The 16,508-nt window shown below is 48.8% G+C and carries 4 protein-coding genes and 1 pseudogene; all 5 read right to left on the minus strand.

Annotation, left to right across the window (positions count from 1 at the left end):
* Positions 1-56: 56 nt before the first annotated feature.
* Positions 57-508: pseudogene (locus tag ACN0VA_RS11610) on the minus strand (IS6 family transposase).
* Positions 509-881: 373 nt separating this feature from the next.
* The gene (locus ACN0VA_RS11615; protein ID WP_417821314.1) at positions 882-10,766 is read right to left on the minus strand and encodes a hypothetical protein; all 9,885 of its coding nucleotides are present in this window, start codon (positions 10,764-10,766) and stop codon (positions 882-884) included.
* A gap of 21 nt (positions 10,767-10,787) precedes the next feature.
* Positions 10,788-12,146: an HlyD family type I secretion periplasmic adaptor subunit gene (locus tag ACN0VA_RS11620; RefSeq protein ID WP_417821315.1), complete on the minus strand. Its 1,359-nt coding sequence runs from the start codon at positions 12,144-12,146 to the stop codon at positions 10,788-10,790.
* An 8-nt stretch (positions 12,147-12,154) separates the two neighbouring features.
* Complete coding sequence (locus ACN0VA_RS11625; RefSeq protein WP_417821316.1) at positions 12,155-14,317, minus strand: peptidase domain-containing ABC transporter; 2,163 nt, start codon at positions 14,315-14,317, stop codon at positions 12,155-12,157.
* A gap of 26 nt (positions 14,318-14,343) precedes the next feature.
* Positions 14,344-16,080 (minus strand): peptidase domain-containing ABC transporter, encoded by a 1,737-nt coding sequence (locus ACN0VA_RS11630; protein WP_417821317.1) that lies wholly within the window; start codon positions 16,078-16,080, stop codon positions 14,344-14,346.
* Positions 16,081-16,508 lie beyond the last annotated feature (428 nt).

Below are 16,508 nucleotides of genomic sequence, written 5' to 3' on the forward strand. Positions count from 1 at the left end.
AGCTGGCCTTGTCAGACAAACTCTAAGACCTCTAACTGCCCCAGTGACGACAGACTTTAGGCTGCGCAAAGTTTCCGCCACTCAGCAAGAGCAGCATCGCGTTGTGCTTTAAAATTATCTCTTTTGGTTATATGTCTGTCAAAATTAAAGTGGTTATGGAAAGCCGAATGAACAGAAGTAAACTTCTGCAACTTCTCCTCAAGACGGAACTTGTACATCGCATTTTCTCGCCTTCGTATCGATAGATGGGAATCTTCCACTCTGTTATTTTGCCACCGCCCCGTATCCTGTTTCGGGCTGTTTCCTATCTCTTTCATGGCGGCTTCATAAGATGGCATTTTATCAGTAACAATAGAATGTGGCGTGCCATAGCGTTTCATCGATTTTTGATAAAAGCGAGAGCTGCCTTCCGGTTCCGGCTTTTGATTACATAGTTTTCCAGGATTTCACCGTCATGATCAACGGCACGCCACAAGTAATGTAATTCCCCATTGATTTTAACGAACACCTCATCCAGGTACCATCGCCATGATGAAAATTATGGCGTTGGATAAACCCGCTTTTTCCTAATCTGATGAGCGAACATTGGACCAAAACGGTTCCACCAAAAGCGAACAGTTTCATGCGTGAAGTCAATGCCCCGCTCATGAAGCAGATCGTTGCGTAAAGACAGATTGAAACGGACATACATCATCACGGCAAGCTGAATAACTTCAGATGACGTTCTAAAGTAACGGAAGGAGTTGGATTTTATCATAGCCAAGCTTATAAATTCAGAGAGTAGACGTCAAAACGATTTTAATCTGACAAGCCCTTTGAAGCCGCGAGACACCAGATTTTTTTAAAGCAGCTGGCTATAGCCAGAATAAGCAGGAAACGCTCTAGAAAGATACTTTGTCCAAATCGGTGAATTCTATAATTTCGCCCCCTTCAAATTGAATTGTCCCACTGGCATCACCGTCAAAGATGATGTTATGTGCATCCGTTTCATCTTGATTAAGCGTTCCATTATCCAATGAAATAAAGCCCGACAGATCAGAATCACTTGCCGATGTCAGGATCATAGAGCCATCTTCATTGATATTGAACAACCAGTCGCCATCTTCACCGGCACTGCCGCGCAGGAATAACGTATCATCCCCACCGCCGCCGTTAATGCTATTTACATCACCGAAATTGATAATAAATTGTTCATCACCAGCCGTACCTGTCACGGAGACGCCATTGACACCCCAGTTCACACCCGCCATCGCATCAGACGATAATTGCGCCCCGTCGTTGGAAATGGTTGTGGTTGTCTCCAGCGTACCCGCCGAACCAGCATCATCATAGACATTGATGGTAAAGGTTCGCTCGCCGCCTTCAAACTGACCCGTGGAATTTGTAAAGACCACTTTTTCTGCCAAACTGGCGTAAGTATCGTGGTCTGCTGCCCCTTGAAAAGACAGAATCGCCGTTGCCTGATCATAAGAAACTGAAATATCCGTTCCATCGATCAACAAATTCCCGGAAGTCCCCAAGGTAATATCGACCCCGTGCAGGCCCAGACTATCGCCCATATCTACACCATCGGTAATTTGAATTGTCATTCCTGACAGCTCATTCCCATCTACATCCGTAATACCAAGTTGCAGACCGGAATCGGCTGCATCCGGTAAAATCGTTATAGGTTCAGCGACCAGCCCCGATAGACCCTGATCCTGATTTGCAAGGCTCAGTTCCGGGGCATCGTTGACGGCCTCTACATTGACATCCAGTTGTGCTGTCTGAGTAGCGGTTGTGCCGTTTTCTTCGCTGCGGGCTTCCACATTCAACTGGAAACTACCATTATAATTTTCCGGCGTCACAATATGCAAGTCTGCCAACTGGTCGGCATCGACGATCCATTGGTTCTGCGCATTGACCGAGATCGTAACCCCGTTGGAAACAAACGTTGTACCATCCGGTGCGCCCGTCAAAATAACCTGTAACGTTTCCGAACCATCCGTATCAACCAGACTGGCCGAAATATCCAGTGCAATCCCGCCGCTTTGATCTTCATTTCCAACAGCATGGAAACCATCCAGTGCGTCTGTCAAATCTCCGATTGACAAGATCGGTGTATCGGCCTGCCCTGTCACACTGACATTGAAATCTTCCAGCAGACTATGGGCGACACTGTCCCCGTCAACCGATGTGGCAACCGCATTCATAGTATAAGTGCCCGACGCATGGGCCGCTGCAACAAAGAACACGCCGCTGCCGACTTGTGCCGCAGTGAAATACCATGCCCCCGAAGACGTACCACTATCAACCGGCACCGGTTGATTATTGGCATCCAGAACCGGTTGTCCGTTGCTGTCGATTTTGACCTCAACACCAATGTCATTTCCATTACCATCCGTAAAGCTGGCACCGTTGGGTACATCAGATACAGTGACGTATAACGTCTCACTTGCATCGCCAAGCTGTTCATTGAGGACCAAGGCGATTTCGCTATCTTCAACACCGCCTACGGCAGACGGATCAATATCCGGTGTATCAGCAACGCCGACCACATCTACATTAAAGCTGACCGTATTTTCAGCAACCGCATCATTGGAATTTTCAATGCTATAGGCTTTCAATTCCAACGAGAGCGTGCCACTGAAATTACGAGGGGCCAACAATTTCACATTGCTGATATCGCCGGTTGCAAAATCAATATTGGCATTTTTAACAGTCCACGTGCCATCGTCATTATTGGTGGCCCCGATAATAACCGCCCCATCCGGTACATTACCAATTACCACAGACATTTGTTCGGACCCATACTGACCGGTTACATCCGGGTTGTAAGCGTTTAGGTCAAGACTGATCAACTGATCTTCCGTCCCGTTAACATCTTGCGCCGTCAAATCAGGTTGATCCGCAACCGCTTCGATATCCAGCGAAACAGACCCAGTCACTGTTTTTGGCGCCCCTGTCTGATCTTGGAACGTGGTTTCAAGTTGCAAGGAAATCTTGCCGTCAAAATTTGCAGGCGGTCGAATGCTCAGCCCATCAATATCCAGCGATGATTGCCCATCAATACTACCCACATCCAGTACATATTCACCATTTACATCCGGTGTTAATTCAACGCCGTTCAAATATAGGGTTGCCCCATCCGGCACGTTGGAAATCGTTACCTGATCCGCCGTCATCCCTTCTGAAAGGTCATCATCCAGTTGTGACAATGTCAAATCCAGATCGACCACACCGCCATCTTCGTGCAAGTTACTGCCTGTTGCAGCCCCGCCGCTGAAGCGGCCGCCATCTGTAACCGGAGCAACGTCAGCAATCACGATTGTACTGCTTTCTGAAGAAACTGCGACACCGCCTTCAACGCTGACGACCGCAATATCGGCCTGCATTTCACCGGAAAAATCAGCCGGCGGTTTAATGGAAACATTGGCCCGTTCATCATAAGGCACGACCCAACTGCCATCTACCGGATTATAATAGGCCCCACTGATAGATGCCCCTGCCGGCAAATTGGTAATGACAATTGCCGAGGCCGAAGCCCCCGGTTCATTCACCGTCATTGTCAGGTCGTTCAGATTAAAGCTTTGATCTTCCACAGCGGAAATCGTGGACGATACATCAGGTGCTGCCGGATCTGCGCCCCAAGGGTTTGTATCCCAAGCCGGTTCCCCCCCGCCAGAGGCATTATATTGCACATTCACACTGATGGGATCCATTTCATAGCGGTCGCTACCGCCGTCCGGGTCACTATCAACAACAACCGCACGGACATCAAGCGTCACAGTCCCACTGTAATCGGACCGGAATGCCAGCGTATTCAAATCTGCATCACCGGGCACGATCCACATACCGCCACCAATACTGAAGCCCATATTCAGGCTGGCCCCGTTCGGCACATTTTCAACAACCAGATAGGCCTGTTCACTGCCGTCACTATCTACATAGGCAACATCCAGCCCCAACGACACATCCGTTCCGCTTGTCCCCGTCACACTACCATTGATTTCAAAAGTTTCCAGCGGATCGGCATCAGCCATAATACGGACTTTGGAACTTACATCTTTTGTCGCAGTTGATCCATCCACATCGGTTGATTCCACCGACATAGTAATCGGGATATCTTTGGACCAATGGGCCGGAACACCTTCCAGCACAACGCCTTCCAGTTTGCCGCTGGCACTGTCATAGCCTGCGGTATGTGCATCCACATTGATAACAAGATCATCACCGGATGCACTGACGTCATAAGTCTGACCGTTATACACCAGTTTCAATTCTGTCCCCGACGGCAAGCCGCTTTCATCCACGTTAATGACAATCTGGGTGATCTCTTCCGGGCTTTCGCTGGTTAAATCACTGGGTTTTGCCGTAATATTCAATTGAATTGAGGCACTGTCTTCAATCACAGATGCCCCGATCGAGGCAACGGGCTTATCCGCTTCGGCCTCAATCGTCAATTGAACGGTACGGGTCAGGGCGTTAACATCACCGTCATTTTCCGTCGATATAAACTTGACGGTTAATTCTTTCGTTCCTGCAAAATCTTTTGACGTTGACATCCGCACATCATCAAGATGATCTGCATCTACCGACCATTTGCCGTTACCGATATACGACATATAGTCTTCGTTGCCGGTGCTCATATACACATCAACACCATTGGGAATGTCTGAAATCACAACAGACATACTTTCCGACCCATCCGTGTCTTTAGAGGCAAACTGTGCCAGATCGGGGTTGATTTCGCTATCCTCATCCCCGGTAATGACAACCGGACCATCGCCTACATTAGGCTTATCGGCATCCCCGATCACATCCACATGCAAGTTTGATGTCGCCTCGGCATAATCGCCGTTGCTGGCTTCTGTGGTACGGGCAATGACGTTGATATCAAAATCTTCATTTGAATCTTCCGGTGGCTGCACAAACAGGGCTTCCCAGTCGCCATTTTCAAAATACCAGTAGTCCCCGTTGGCATCGGCAACAATATTACCGCTTCCATCCAGTGATACCCGTTGCCCAACACTATCACCATCACTGTTATAAAAGGCTGCACCATCGGGAATATTTTCCAAAAGGACACTTAGGCTTTCCGAACCATCCGTATCGCTTCCTAATGCCGGGCGGATTTCCAGTTCAATCTGCGTATCTTCCAGACCGGTGGCATTTTTGGTAATCACGCTGGGTGTATCGGCATCCGCAACCACTTTCACAGTAAATTCCTGTGTGGTGGACGCCTCTTTTGTTTTAACCTGCCAGCCGCTTTCCTGCTCGGTAGAATAGACTTTAAATTTCATTGTGACGCCGCTGTCTGTATGCGTATCGGCAGGGGCACGCACCACAACCTGATCCAGCTTGTCACCATCCAGATCCCAATAAGATCCCTTATCACTGGCAGAGGTAAAATCACCTGCCCCGTCCAGATAGCCGACTTCCCAGCCATCCTCCACGTCATACAGACGGAATTTGGTCAACTCTTCCGACCCGTCCGTATCCACCAGTTGTGCATCTAGCCCCAGATCAATATAGGTATCTTCCGTTCCCGTCACCACACCGCTTGCATCGGCTTCATTCACTTGTACATTCGGCGCATCGGCAATGGCACGTACAGAAATTTTGCCATTGCTGGTGGTTACACGGGTGTCACCTGTTGCGGTTTCCGTTGTTGTCACGGTGATCGTCAAATTGACATCATTCGCATTATGTTCTTCAGGGAAGAAATACAGGTCCGTCAATTTATATTGTCCGGCTGTGCCCGTCGAAGTCAGGCTGGAAACAGGGAACTCCCAGCTATATGTTCCATCACCATTATCCGTCGGTGTCAGGATGTTGCCGTCCAATTTCAGCTCACCGGTCAGCAAATCACTATCGCTGGAAGTAATCACAACATTGCCCGTCAACTCTTCCGAGCCATCGCTATCAATCATTGTAATTTTTGGTTGATAGCGAATACCACCGCTTTGATCTTCATTCCCGCTGGCATTGCCACTGATATGTGTACCATCCGCATCCGGTGTCACAACAAGGGTCAGGGTTTCACTATCGCTAATCGCCACACCTTCACGGCTCAGCCCCGTTCCATCTAATGCACTGTCATCTAGGCTGGCGTCATCTTCCGTTGCAACTGCCTGTACATCAAAATGAAGCGCCGATGCCGCCCCGTTGGCACTGGACCAGTTTTCCGCCCCACCGACATAAACCTTGCCGTCAAAGACATCCTGGGCACTGACCGTCCAATACCCTTCCGCCGGTAAATCAACTAGCTCATCACTGCTGATATTTCCATCAGATGAAATGGCAAGACGGGCACCACTTTCTTGCGGTGTAATGCGGAAAGTCAGCGCCTCGGATCCATCCTGACTGCTTGCCTGATCCGCAGATCCCGCTTCGCTCAAATCCCCGTCAACAGCATATTCCCCGTTAATGGAACTGCGCAGGTTAAAGAACTGATCTTCCGTAATTGTCTGCGGATCACTAATCACATCCACCGTCGGCAGGTCAGCATCCCCAAAAATCTGAACCGTAACATTTTTATTGGTTGTCGTGGTCTTCGTCGCCACATCATCGCCATCGGATTGTTCTTGTGTCGTGACCGATACTTTCAGTTGGAAATTTTCGTTACTGTCATCAACCGGTTTGATTTTCAAATCATCCAGATCGCTCAGTTCAAGGGACCATTTTCCTGTCGGCTGGTTCGACGCATCCAGAATTTCCGTACCATTATTCAACTCGACGCCGTCGGGCACACCGGAAACAATAATGCTGGTAATAGATTCAGACCCGTCCGTATCTTTTAACGAGACATCCAGATCAAAATCCAGCCACTGATCTTCAACACCGACAGCTTTTCCCGTGATATTGGCTTTATCCGCAATGGCTTTTACATCCACTTCAACAGTCGTCACACTTTCAGATGTATCAGGGGCAACCGCATCACCCAGCGGCGTATCGCTGGCAGTGCCAGCATCCACATCGGTGACAACCGCGCGCAATTGGAAAGAAAAATCTTCTTCGCTATGGGCGTGTGTTGTTTGATTCCACTGGACTTCAATATTCCCAATATTGCCCGAGATATCATAACGTCCGTCAACAAGGGCAACCGGGTCCTTCGTATCTGCATACCGAACATCCACACCATCGGGTAACCCTTCAATATATAACGACAATGTCTCGCTGCCATCAGCCGCATTAACCTGAGCCTCCAGATCGAGGGCAATCCACTGATCTTCCCCGCCACTGGCGCTGCCGGAAACGCTGGGGTCCACGATGCCGACATCCACATGGATGCTTTCAGGGCCGTTCAGGGCTTTGTCGTTATTGGCCCCTTCTGTGGTTTCGCTGTACACACGCAGGTCAAAATCAGCACTGACATTATCAGGGGATCGAACCTGAAGGGTATCCAGATCATCCGTACTAAACACCCATGTGCCTGCATCCAGAACGGTGCCGTCATCCAGTGTTACCGCGCTTGTCAGTTTTTCACCGGCGTTAAAGGTCACTCCATCAGGTGCATCCGCCACATAGATCGCAATGGTTTCAGAACCATCCGTATCCACAAGCGCGGAATTGATATCAATATCAATCCATGTATTTTCCATTCCCGCAGAATCACTGACACTCAACGGTGCCTGATCCGCAACCGCTTCAAAATGAACGGTAAAATCTTTGGAGACAACCGCCGTTGATCCGTCATGTTCCTGTAGGTTAACATTGATCGTCCAGTCAGAATCACCGCTATAATGTTGCGGTGCCTTGACGTGCAAGCCTTCGATATCGTCCGGCGCAATTGTCCAGTTACCATCGGCCCCCTTGCTGCCTACCGGATCGCCCGCTGCGTTCTGGAAGGTGAAACCGTCCGGCACATCTTCAATCATATAAGAGGTGATCGTTTCAGAACCGTCCGTATCAATCAGCGTCGCATCAATATCCAATGCCATGGCGATATCTTCGGTGCCGCTGCCCGAAACATCCAGTGTCGCCTGGCCCGTTACGATATCCACATGGACCGTGACAGTGCTAACCGTTTCAGACGTATCGGGGGCAACCGCATCGCCCAACGGTGTATCACTGGCAGTGCCAGCATCCACATCGGTGACAACCGCACGCAGATCAAAGGTAATATCCGCATCCGACTGCCCCGTATAACTATCGCCCCAACGAACCTGAAGGTTATCCAGATCGTCCGTAATCACATAACGGCCCTCACTGTCTGGGCTTAGAACAGTTTGATTATGGACATAACGCAGTTCCGCACCTTCGGGCAGGTCTTCCAGATAGACAACCATCTGTTCCGTACCGTCCGCCGCATTGATGCTGGCATCCAGATCAAGATCAATCCATGTCCGTTCATCACCACCGCCACTGCCGGAAGCACTCGGGTCCACAATGCCGACATCCACATGGATGCTTTCAGGGCCGTTCAGGGCTTTGTCGTTATTGGCCCCTTCTGTGGTTTCGCTGTACACACGCAGGTCAAAATCAGCACTGACATTATCAGGGGATCGAACCTGAAGGGTATCCAGATCATCCGTACTAAACACCCATGTGCCTGCATCCAGAACGGTGCCGTCATCCAGTGTTACCGCGCTTGTCAGTTTTTCACCGGCGTTAAAGGTCACTCCATCAGGTGCATCCGCCACATAGATCGCAATCGTTTCCGAACCATCCGCATCCACAAGCGCGGAATTGATATCAACATCAATCCACGTATTTTCCATTCCCGCAGAATCACTGACACTCAGTGGGGCCTGATCCGCAACCGCTTCAAAATGAACAGTAAAATCTTTGGAGATAACAGCCGTCGATCCGTCATGTTCCTGCAGGTTAACGTTGATCGTCCAGTCAGAATCACCGCTGTAATGTTGCGGTGCCTTGACATGCAAACCTTCAATGTCGTCCGGCGCAATGGTCCAGTTGCCATCGGCCCCCTTGCTGCCCACCGGGTCACCCGCGGCGTTCTGGAAGGTGAAACCGTCCGGCACATCCTCGATCATATAAGACGTGATTGTTTCCGAACCGTCTGTATCGATCAGGGTCGCATCAATATCCAGTGCCATCGCGATATCTTCGGTGCCACTACCCGACACATCCAGTGTCGCCTCGCCCGTTACGATATCCACATTAACCGTGACAGTACTAACCGTTTCAGACGTATCAGGGGCAACCGCATCACCCAACGGTGTATCACTGGCGGAACCGGCGTCCACATCGGTGACAACCGCGCGCAGATCAAAGGTGATATCCGCATCCGACTGGCCCGTATAGCTATCGCCCCAGCGAACCTGAAGATTATCCAGATCACCCGTGACCACATAACGGCCATCACTGTCAGGGATCAGGACAGTTTCATTATGGACATAACGCAGTTCCGCACCTTCGGGCAGGTCTTCCAGATAGACAACCATCTGTTCCGTACCATCTGCGGCATTGATGCTGGCATCCAGATCAAGATCAATCCATGTCCGTTCATCACCACCGCCACTGCCTGAGACAGTCGGATCCACGATACCGACATCCACATGGATGCTTTTCGGGCCGTTCAGGGCTTTGTCGTTATTGGCCCCTTCTGTGGTTTCGCTGTACACACGCAGGTCAAAATCATCACTGACATTATCAGGGGATCGAACCTGAAGGGTATCCAGATCATCCGTACTAAACACCCATGTGCCTGCATCCAGAACGGTGCCGTCATCCAGTGTTACCGCGCTTGTCAGTTTTTCACCGGCGTTAAAGGTCACTCCATCAGGTGCATCCGCCACATAGATCGCAATCGTTTCCGAACCATCCGCATCCACAAGCGCGGAATTGATATCAACATCAATCCACGTATTTTCCATTCCCGCAGAATCACGGACACTCAATGGGGCCTGATCCGCAACCGCTTCAAAATGAACGCTAATTGTTTCAGTGGTCGAGGCAACATCACCGCTTGTCGTTTCTGTGACGGTTGCCGTGATATTCCAATCCTGATCGCCGCTGTAATGTTCACCGGGAACGGCATATAGATCTTTTAATTCGTCTGGGGTAAAGGTCCAGATATTGCCATTGAGTTTCCCGACAGCCACCCCGGCCGCATTTTGGAAAGAAAAACCGTCCGGCACATTTTCAATCGTAATAACAACGGTTTCCGAACCGCCATCACCGTCCCCACCCAGAATATCAATATCAATCAACAAACGGTTATCTTCCACACCGTTTTGAATGTCGATTTCAAGTGTTCGGCCCTGTGCTTCCAGAATGATCTCGTCATCTTCCCGTGCAGGGATCGGTGTCGGAATAAATTCCGGTGTCGTCGGCGAGGTAAAGGTCGCACCTGTCGCGCTCTCACCACCATCGCCCTCAAAGACCGGGGCCGGATTTTCAATGTCCTCAGGGGTCGGATCAATCAGCGTCTCAATGTCAGCTTGCGAGGCAGCTTCTTCGTCATCGTCGCCCTCCTCGTCGGAGTTAAAGGCCGGCTGGATATTTTCAAAATCAACATTTACATTATCATCGAGCCTTTCAATACGGAAATCATCTTCAATGATATTTACGTCGTCTTGGATGACTTCTTGCTGACCTTCGGCTGCGCCTTCGTTATTGTGATTAATATGGCGATTGGACCCCTGAACATTGGCATTTTGAACAGCATCTTCCTGCAGCGGATCCTGCTGATTGACAAGGGAGTTATCTTCCGCATCTTCCAGAGCAGAAAAACCCTGTCCGTCCAAAGACAGTTCATCATAGGATGTATCCTGGTTTTGCCCAGTTTCTACATTCTGGTCTTGATCTTTATCAGCCATCTTTACCTCACCTGAATCGGTTTAGCGTTCTCTAAAGGACTGTTGAAGAGAAACGTAAATCGGTTTCAACAAGTATTGAAACAATGTTTTTTCACCCGTCATAATGTCCGCCTGAACAGTCATGCCGGGTACGATTTTATTTTGTTCGGGGTCCTCACCAACATATGGCGTATCCAGTTTGACAATCCCTTTGTAATAGGGTGCTCCGTTGGTTTCATCGATGTAAGTGGTCGCCGAAATATTATCCAGAACACCACTGACCGAACCGTAACGTGCAAAATCAAAACTGGCGACTTTGACCGTGACGGGTTGCCCTAAATTAACATGCCCGACATCTTTTGTGCTGATGCGGGTTTCTACACGCAATTCGTCATCAATAGGAACGACTTCCATCACGATGCCACCAGCTGGCACGATGCCGCCTTTGCTTTTAATCTTGATATCTTTGACATACCCACGCACCGGCGAGACGATCTGCAATCGGTTAAACCGGTCTTCTAATTGGTGGATAAGTTCCTGAACCTGAGAAGTTTCCGCCGTGACGGTACCCAATTCGGCGAGTGCGTTTTTTCGTTCGGTTTTTTCCAGATCAGCAATACGGTCTTCGATTTCTTCAACGGCCTCCATCGCGGACTGTTCCTGCCCTACCAAGCGGCTCAGCTCGCTTTGCATTGCCGCCATTGCACGTTTTACTTCCAGAAAAGACACCTTGCTGCCGTGACCTTTTTCGTACAATTCACCACGCATTTGCACTTCTTCTTCAATCAGGGCTAACTGGCGTTCAACAGCGGCTTGCTGGTTACGCGTTGCGTCAATTTCCTGAATTTTCTGATCGTGCTGTTGTTCAAATACATTGCGTTGGGATTGCAGGCGTTCCAGCGTTGACGTATAGATTTCCACCTGATCCTGCACCAGACTGAACGGAGCACCTTTCCAGTTTGAATAATCCAGTTCGCGGTCATAAGCCGTCGCACGCAAACGTTCTTCACGTAATTTCAGTGAAAGCAAACGGGCGTTAACCTGTTGCAATTCTGCCCCAACCTGCGCCTCGTCCAGTTCCAGCAAAGGCTGTCCAGCTTCAACGATCTGACGTTCTTCAACATAGGTTTCTTTAACGATACCACCTTCAAGGTGCTGAACAGAGCGCACGGACCCTTTGGGCACAACGGCCCCAAATGTCACGGCAACTTCATCCACCTTCATAAAGTTTGACCAAACGACAAAGCAGACCAAAATCAAAGTCACCAAAGCAATAGCGGCACGCGATAAACCGGATATCCCCTGTTCTTCCAACTGAACATATTGCGCCATATAGCGAATTTGACGAGACGCTTTTTTCTTCTCGATGATGCCGGAAGTCATATTTGCTGCATTACTCATCGTACGACTTAAAACCCCCCTTGCGGTATGCGTTCCAGTACCTGCGCTGCAGGCCCGGCCATACGAACCACACCTCCATCCAAGTAAACAATCTTATCTGCTAAACGCAAGTGACTGGGCCGATGCGTCACCATTAAGATCGTTGAATTGCCCTTAATTTTCTTGAGGGTATTCATAAAGGCCTGATCGCTTTCAAAATCCAGCCCGTTCACCGGTTCATCCAGTAACAGAATGGGGGCACGTCTCAAATATCCCCGTGCCAATGCGATTCGCTGGATCAAGTTATCTGGTATTAAATCCGAACGTTCATCACCCAGACGAGTCATCAATTTTTTGGGTAGTTTCTGAATATCATCCCAGACATCTGCCTCGTGCAGAGCCCATTCCACTTCCGCATCCGATGCCGTCGGGTCCGACAATCGGATATTTTGCGCGATGGTGCCGAAAAATACTTCGTTCGTCTGCGGCACGTATGCCACAGTCTGACGCAACTGGATCGGATCCATCTGACGAATATCCACATTATCGATGGTAATTGCCCCAGCCTGAGGCAGATACATCCCCAACAGCATTTTTAACAATGTGGATTTACCGCAACCGTTCGGCCCGATCAAAGCAACCAGTTCGCCAGGGTTAGCCTCAAAACTAACACCAACGACCGCCGGGTCGGTTTCCGAAGTATAACGCATCGATACCCGGTTAAAATTGACATGACCTTTTAAGGTTTGTGTCAAACCGGGCGTTTTCCCTTCTTCACGTTCATTGCGCAAATCCATCAAACTATCGATTTGGCGAACCGAAGAGCGGACTTGTTCAAGCTGTGTCATCCCCAAAAAAATGACCTGAATGGGGCGCAAAATCCACCAGACCATAATCATGGAGGCAAGTAAAGCGCCGACGGTCATTTCCGCCGCAATCACCTTGTGAACCCCGAAAGTTAACGTTGCAACCCCGGCAACCATAATCACACCTTGTGCCAAAGACATGCACAATGAAGACACTTGCGAGGCTTCATATCCTTTTAAACAGGTTTCGGCTGACAGATTTCGATAACGTTCTAACCAGACATCCTGCGCACCGATATCTTGCAAGGCATCGCGTTTTGTAATGGCCTCCGTCATAAAATCATGACGACGGGTTGTTGCACGCGAAGAAACCGTCACACTTTCACGCAGGATCGGCAGAAATACTTTAAGCAACAATGCAAAAATCAACAAGGTTGCCAGTGGCACCAGAACCAGCGTGCCGCCCAAAAACGCCATTGTAATGATGAAAATCGTAACAAATGGGGCCTCGAAAACCGTTGAGGCAATAGGGCCGGAAAAGAAATCACGCACCGTTTCAAAATCGCGCAACCTTGAAATTTGCGAACTTGTATTGGACATTTCCGTAAAAGACGGTGCCAGAAACAATAATTGTCTGAACACGGCCCGACCGATAATATGATCAAGACGGCCACCGATATAGGCAATCATTTTGGATTTCAGGCTTTTGAGAAAGAAGTCCCCCAACAAAGCAATGCTAACACCGGCGATCATCATATAAAGCATCTGATCGGAACCAGTGGAGACATATTTGTCATATACCGCCATAATAAACAATGGTGTCGCCAAGGCCAGAATATTACTGACCATGCTGATCATCAGAGTTCGCCAGACCAGACCTCGAAAACGTGCCGAAATTGCCGAGACAAAACTTTGTTTACGTCCCGCCTGCGCACCTGAATCATCATCCGTTGCCGCAAAGACATAGGCAATTCCCTTAAGTCCGTCCGGTGTTATCTCGCAAACAGATTGTTGTGCCGGGTCATAAATTTTACAATGTTCGTGCGTGCGCCCCAAAACAACAATAGCCTCACCATTGCGAGGTAAAAACAGGCACGGCATAATACGCGGGTCGATCTCATTCAACGAAATTGAAACTTTTTGGCTTTTGAAACCCAATTTTCCAAGGATATTGAGGAAATCGGTCAAGTCCAGTTCATTCGCAAAATGGGGCAGTGCTTCGGAAAGGGTGCGTTGCGTGCCTTCCCATTCCAGCGCTGTCAACAACGGTAAAAGACAGCCCGCAATATCGGTAACGGCCTTAAACCCACCCAATTGCCCCGACATAATCTGATCCTGAGACAGTTCATCACGCACAGAACGTTCATTCCAGGAAATATGTTCCACTCTCTCTACCATCTATTCCCTGCCCTTTAACTCACTTTTTTTGTCGATTGGAACACTTTTTCATTCTTCGTTTTTTGGTCAACCGCCGCAGTCGGCACCGGTCCCAATTCCCGGGGGAGAAGCGTAGTTTCACTGATTTCATAGGCACGATCGGCAATGCGTAACAAAGACGGGCGCGACGAGATCAAAATCAACGTTGTGTGTCCTTTCAGGCTTTTCAGATAATCCCGTAGGAAAACATCACCCGGCCCGTCAATGGCTGCGTTTGCCTCGTCAAACAAGACCACTTTAGGCGTCTTTACCAACGCCCGAGCAATGGAAATACGTTGACGAATCCCTCGTGGCAATGAATCGCTACCACAGTTACCGATGACGGTTTCATAACCTTGCGACATCTTGGCAACAACTTCATTTAGGCCTAGACCTTCGGCAAGGGACAGTGCCTTCTGCCGGTAACGTTTATCAAACATCGTTAGGTTTTCAAGGATCGTTCCGTTAAACACGGTTCCATTTTGCGGCAGGTAGGCAATTCCCTGCCCTCGCAAAGCAGCACCCGAATAGTGTTGAACATCCACCCCGTCGATCAAAATACGACCTGCATTCAGGCCATGTATCCCTCGCAACAGGCTTAACAATGTTGTTTTTCCGACACCGTTGCCCCCCACAATCCCAATACATTCCCCGGCTGCAATATCTAAAGATAAGTCCTCAAACAGAGGAGGGTGGTCCCCATATTGGAACGTAATGTTTTCAAGAGTAACGTTGCCATGTTCAATACTTTCTTTTGCATCCGCTACATCTTCTTTTACGGGAAGATCAAAAATACCGCTGAGACGTTCGCGTGCGATCAACACATTTTGCAGTCGGCTCCACAATCCTGTAAGGCGCTGAAAAGGCTGCATTGCGCGCCCAGAAAGCAGTGTACAAGCTGCCAACACACCAACCGTAATATCCTGACTGACCACAAAGGTACTGCCATAAGCTGCAACCGCAACCATCGTAAGCTGAGCAAATATAGTACTGACATGCTGGTTGGCAGTATCAAGCTGAACCATTTTCTGATCAGCTTCAGCCACACTATCTTGCAATTTGGAATAGCGTTGTTCCATCTGGGCTTCGATGCCCTGCGACTTGACGGTGTGAATACCGCCCAGCACCTCAATCTGGAAATTAAGCCGTCTATCACGCCACACATTATATGTGCGGATCGCCTTGCCAAGCTGTCGACCATAAAAGAATGATACTAGACCAAACAGCATCAACACACCGATTGGCACCCAAACAATCGGACCACCCAATATGTAGACCATTCCCAGAAAGACCAAAACGAACGGGATATCAATTAAAGAGGCAACCATTTGCCCACTGTAATATTCACGCGATGAACGCAAACTGCCCAGCCGTTCCAGTGTATCTCCCACCCCCTCACGCTTGGAATTGTCGCGTTCACAATTTAAAACCTGTTCAAAAGCTGCACACCCCAAACGGTGTTCATATTTGGTTCCGATCCAGCTGATAATATTACCGCGCGCCACTCGCAAGGTCGTTTCCAAAAAAACCGCGCATAAAACACCACTAACCAGAACGATCAATGTTCCAAATGATGTATTTGGAATAATACGATCATAAACCTGAAGTAGAGATACAGGGAGAGCCAAGGAGAGGACATTCATGGTGACTGAGGCAATCAATATATCTGGAAGTGCTTGTTTAAATGATGAATATTTTGCCAATATGTCTTTTGGATCTCGTTTCCCGTTCATTTCCAAACCAAACTTGTGATACTTCCCCAATCTTTACAGACATACTACGACCTTAGCTATTTGTACAGTATCATTTGATAAAAAGCAGACGGAGGACCGCAAGAGAGAAAGGTTGATAAAACCTACTAAAAACATTGGGTATCGTTTCATCTTCTGCAACCTAATCATAGAGACTGGACCTGTCCTGAAAAAGTGGAGTGCGTCTCCTGAGTTAAATATACTGACTACAGGAGAATATAATGAAGCGTACAATCCCCCGACATTTCGAGAAGAGGCTGCTAGGTTGCTTTAAGTAGTACTCAGCCACGTAAAATTATTGCTGCTGATTTTGGCATTGGCGTTAGCACATTAAATCGTTGGATTTCTGAATATCGCAATAAACAGATCCCTGAACCATCTGATGATGTTCAAAAAGAATTGGCCCGATT

Origin of the sequence: Terasakiella sp. (genome assembly GCF_048267425.1) — a bacterium.
In the GTDB taxonomy this organism is placed as follows: domain Bacteria; phylum Pseudomonadota; class Alphaproteobacteria; order Rhodospirillales; family Terasakiellaceae; genus Terasakiella.

What these genes read in the sequence shown, in the direction of transcription:
- ACN0VA_RS11615 (WP_417821314.1), bottom strand. Translation starts at nt 10,766, where the DNA reads ATGGCTGATAAAGATCAAGACCAGAATGTAGAAACTGGGCAAAACCAG.
- ACN0VA_RS11620 (WP_417821315.1), bottom strand. Translation starts at nt 12,146, where the DNA reads ATGAGTAATGCAGCAAATATGACTTCCGGCATCATCGAGAAGAAAAAA.
- ACN0VA_RS11630 (WP_417821317.1), bottom strand. Translation starts at nt 16,080, where the DNA reads ATGAACGGGAAACGAGATCCAAAAGACATATTGGCAAAATATTCATCA.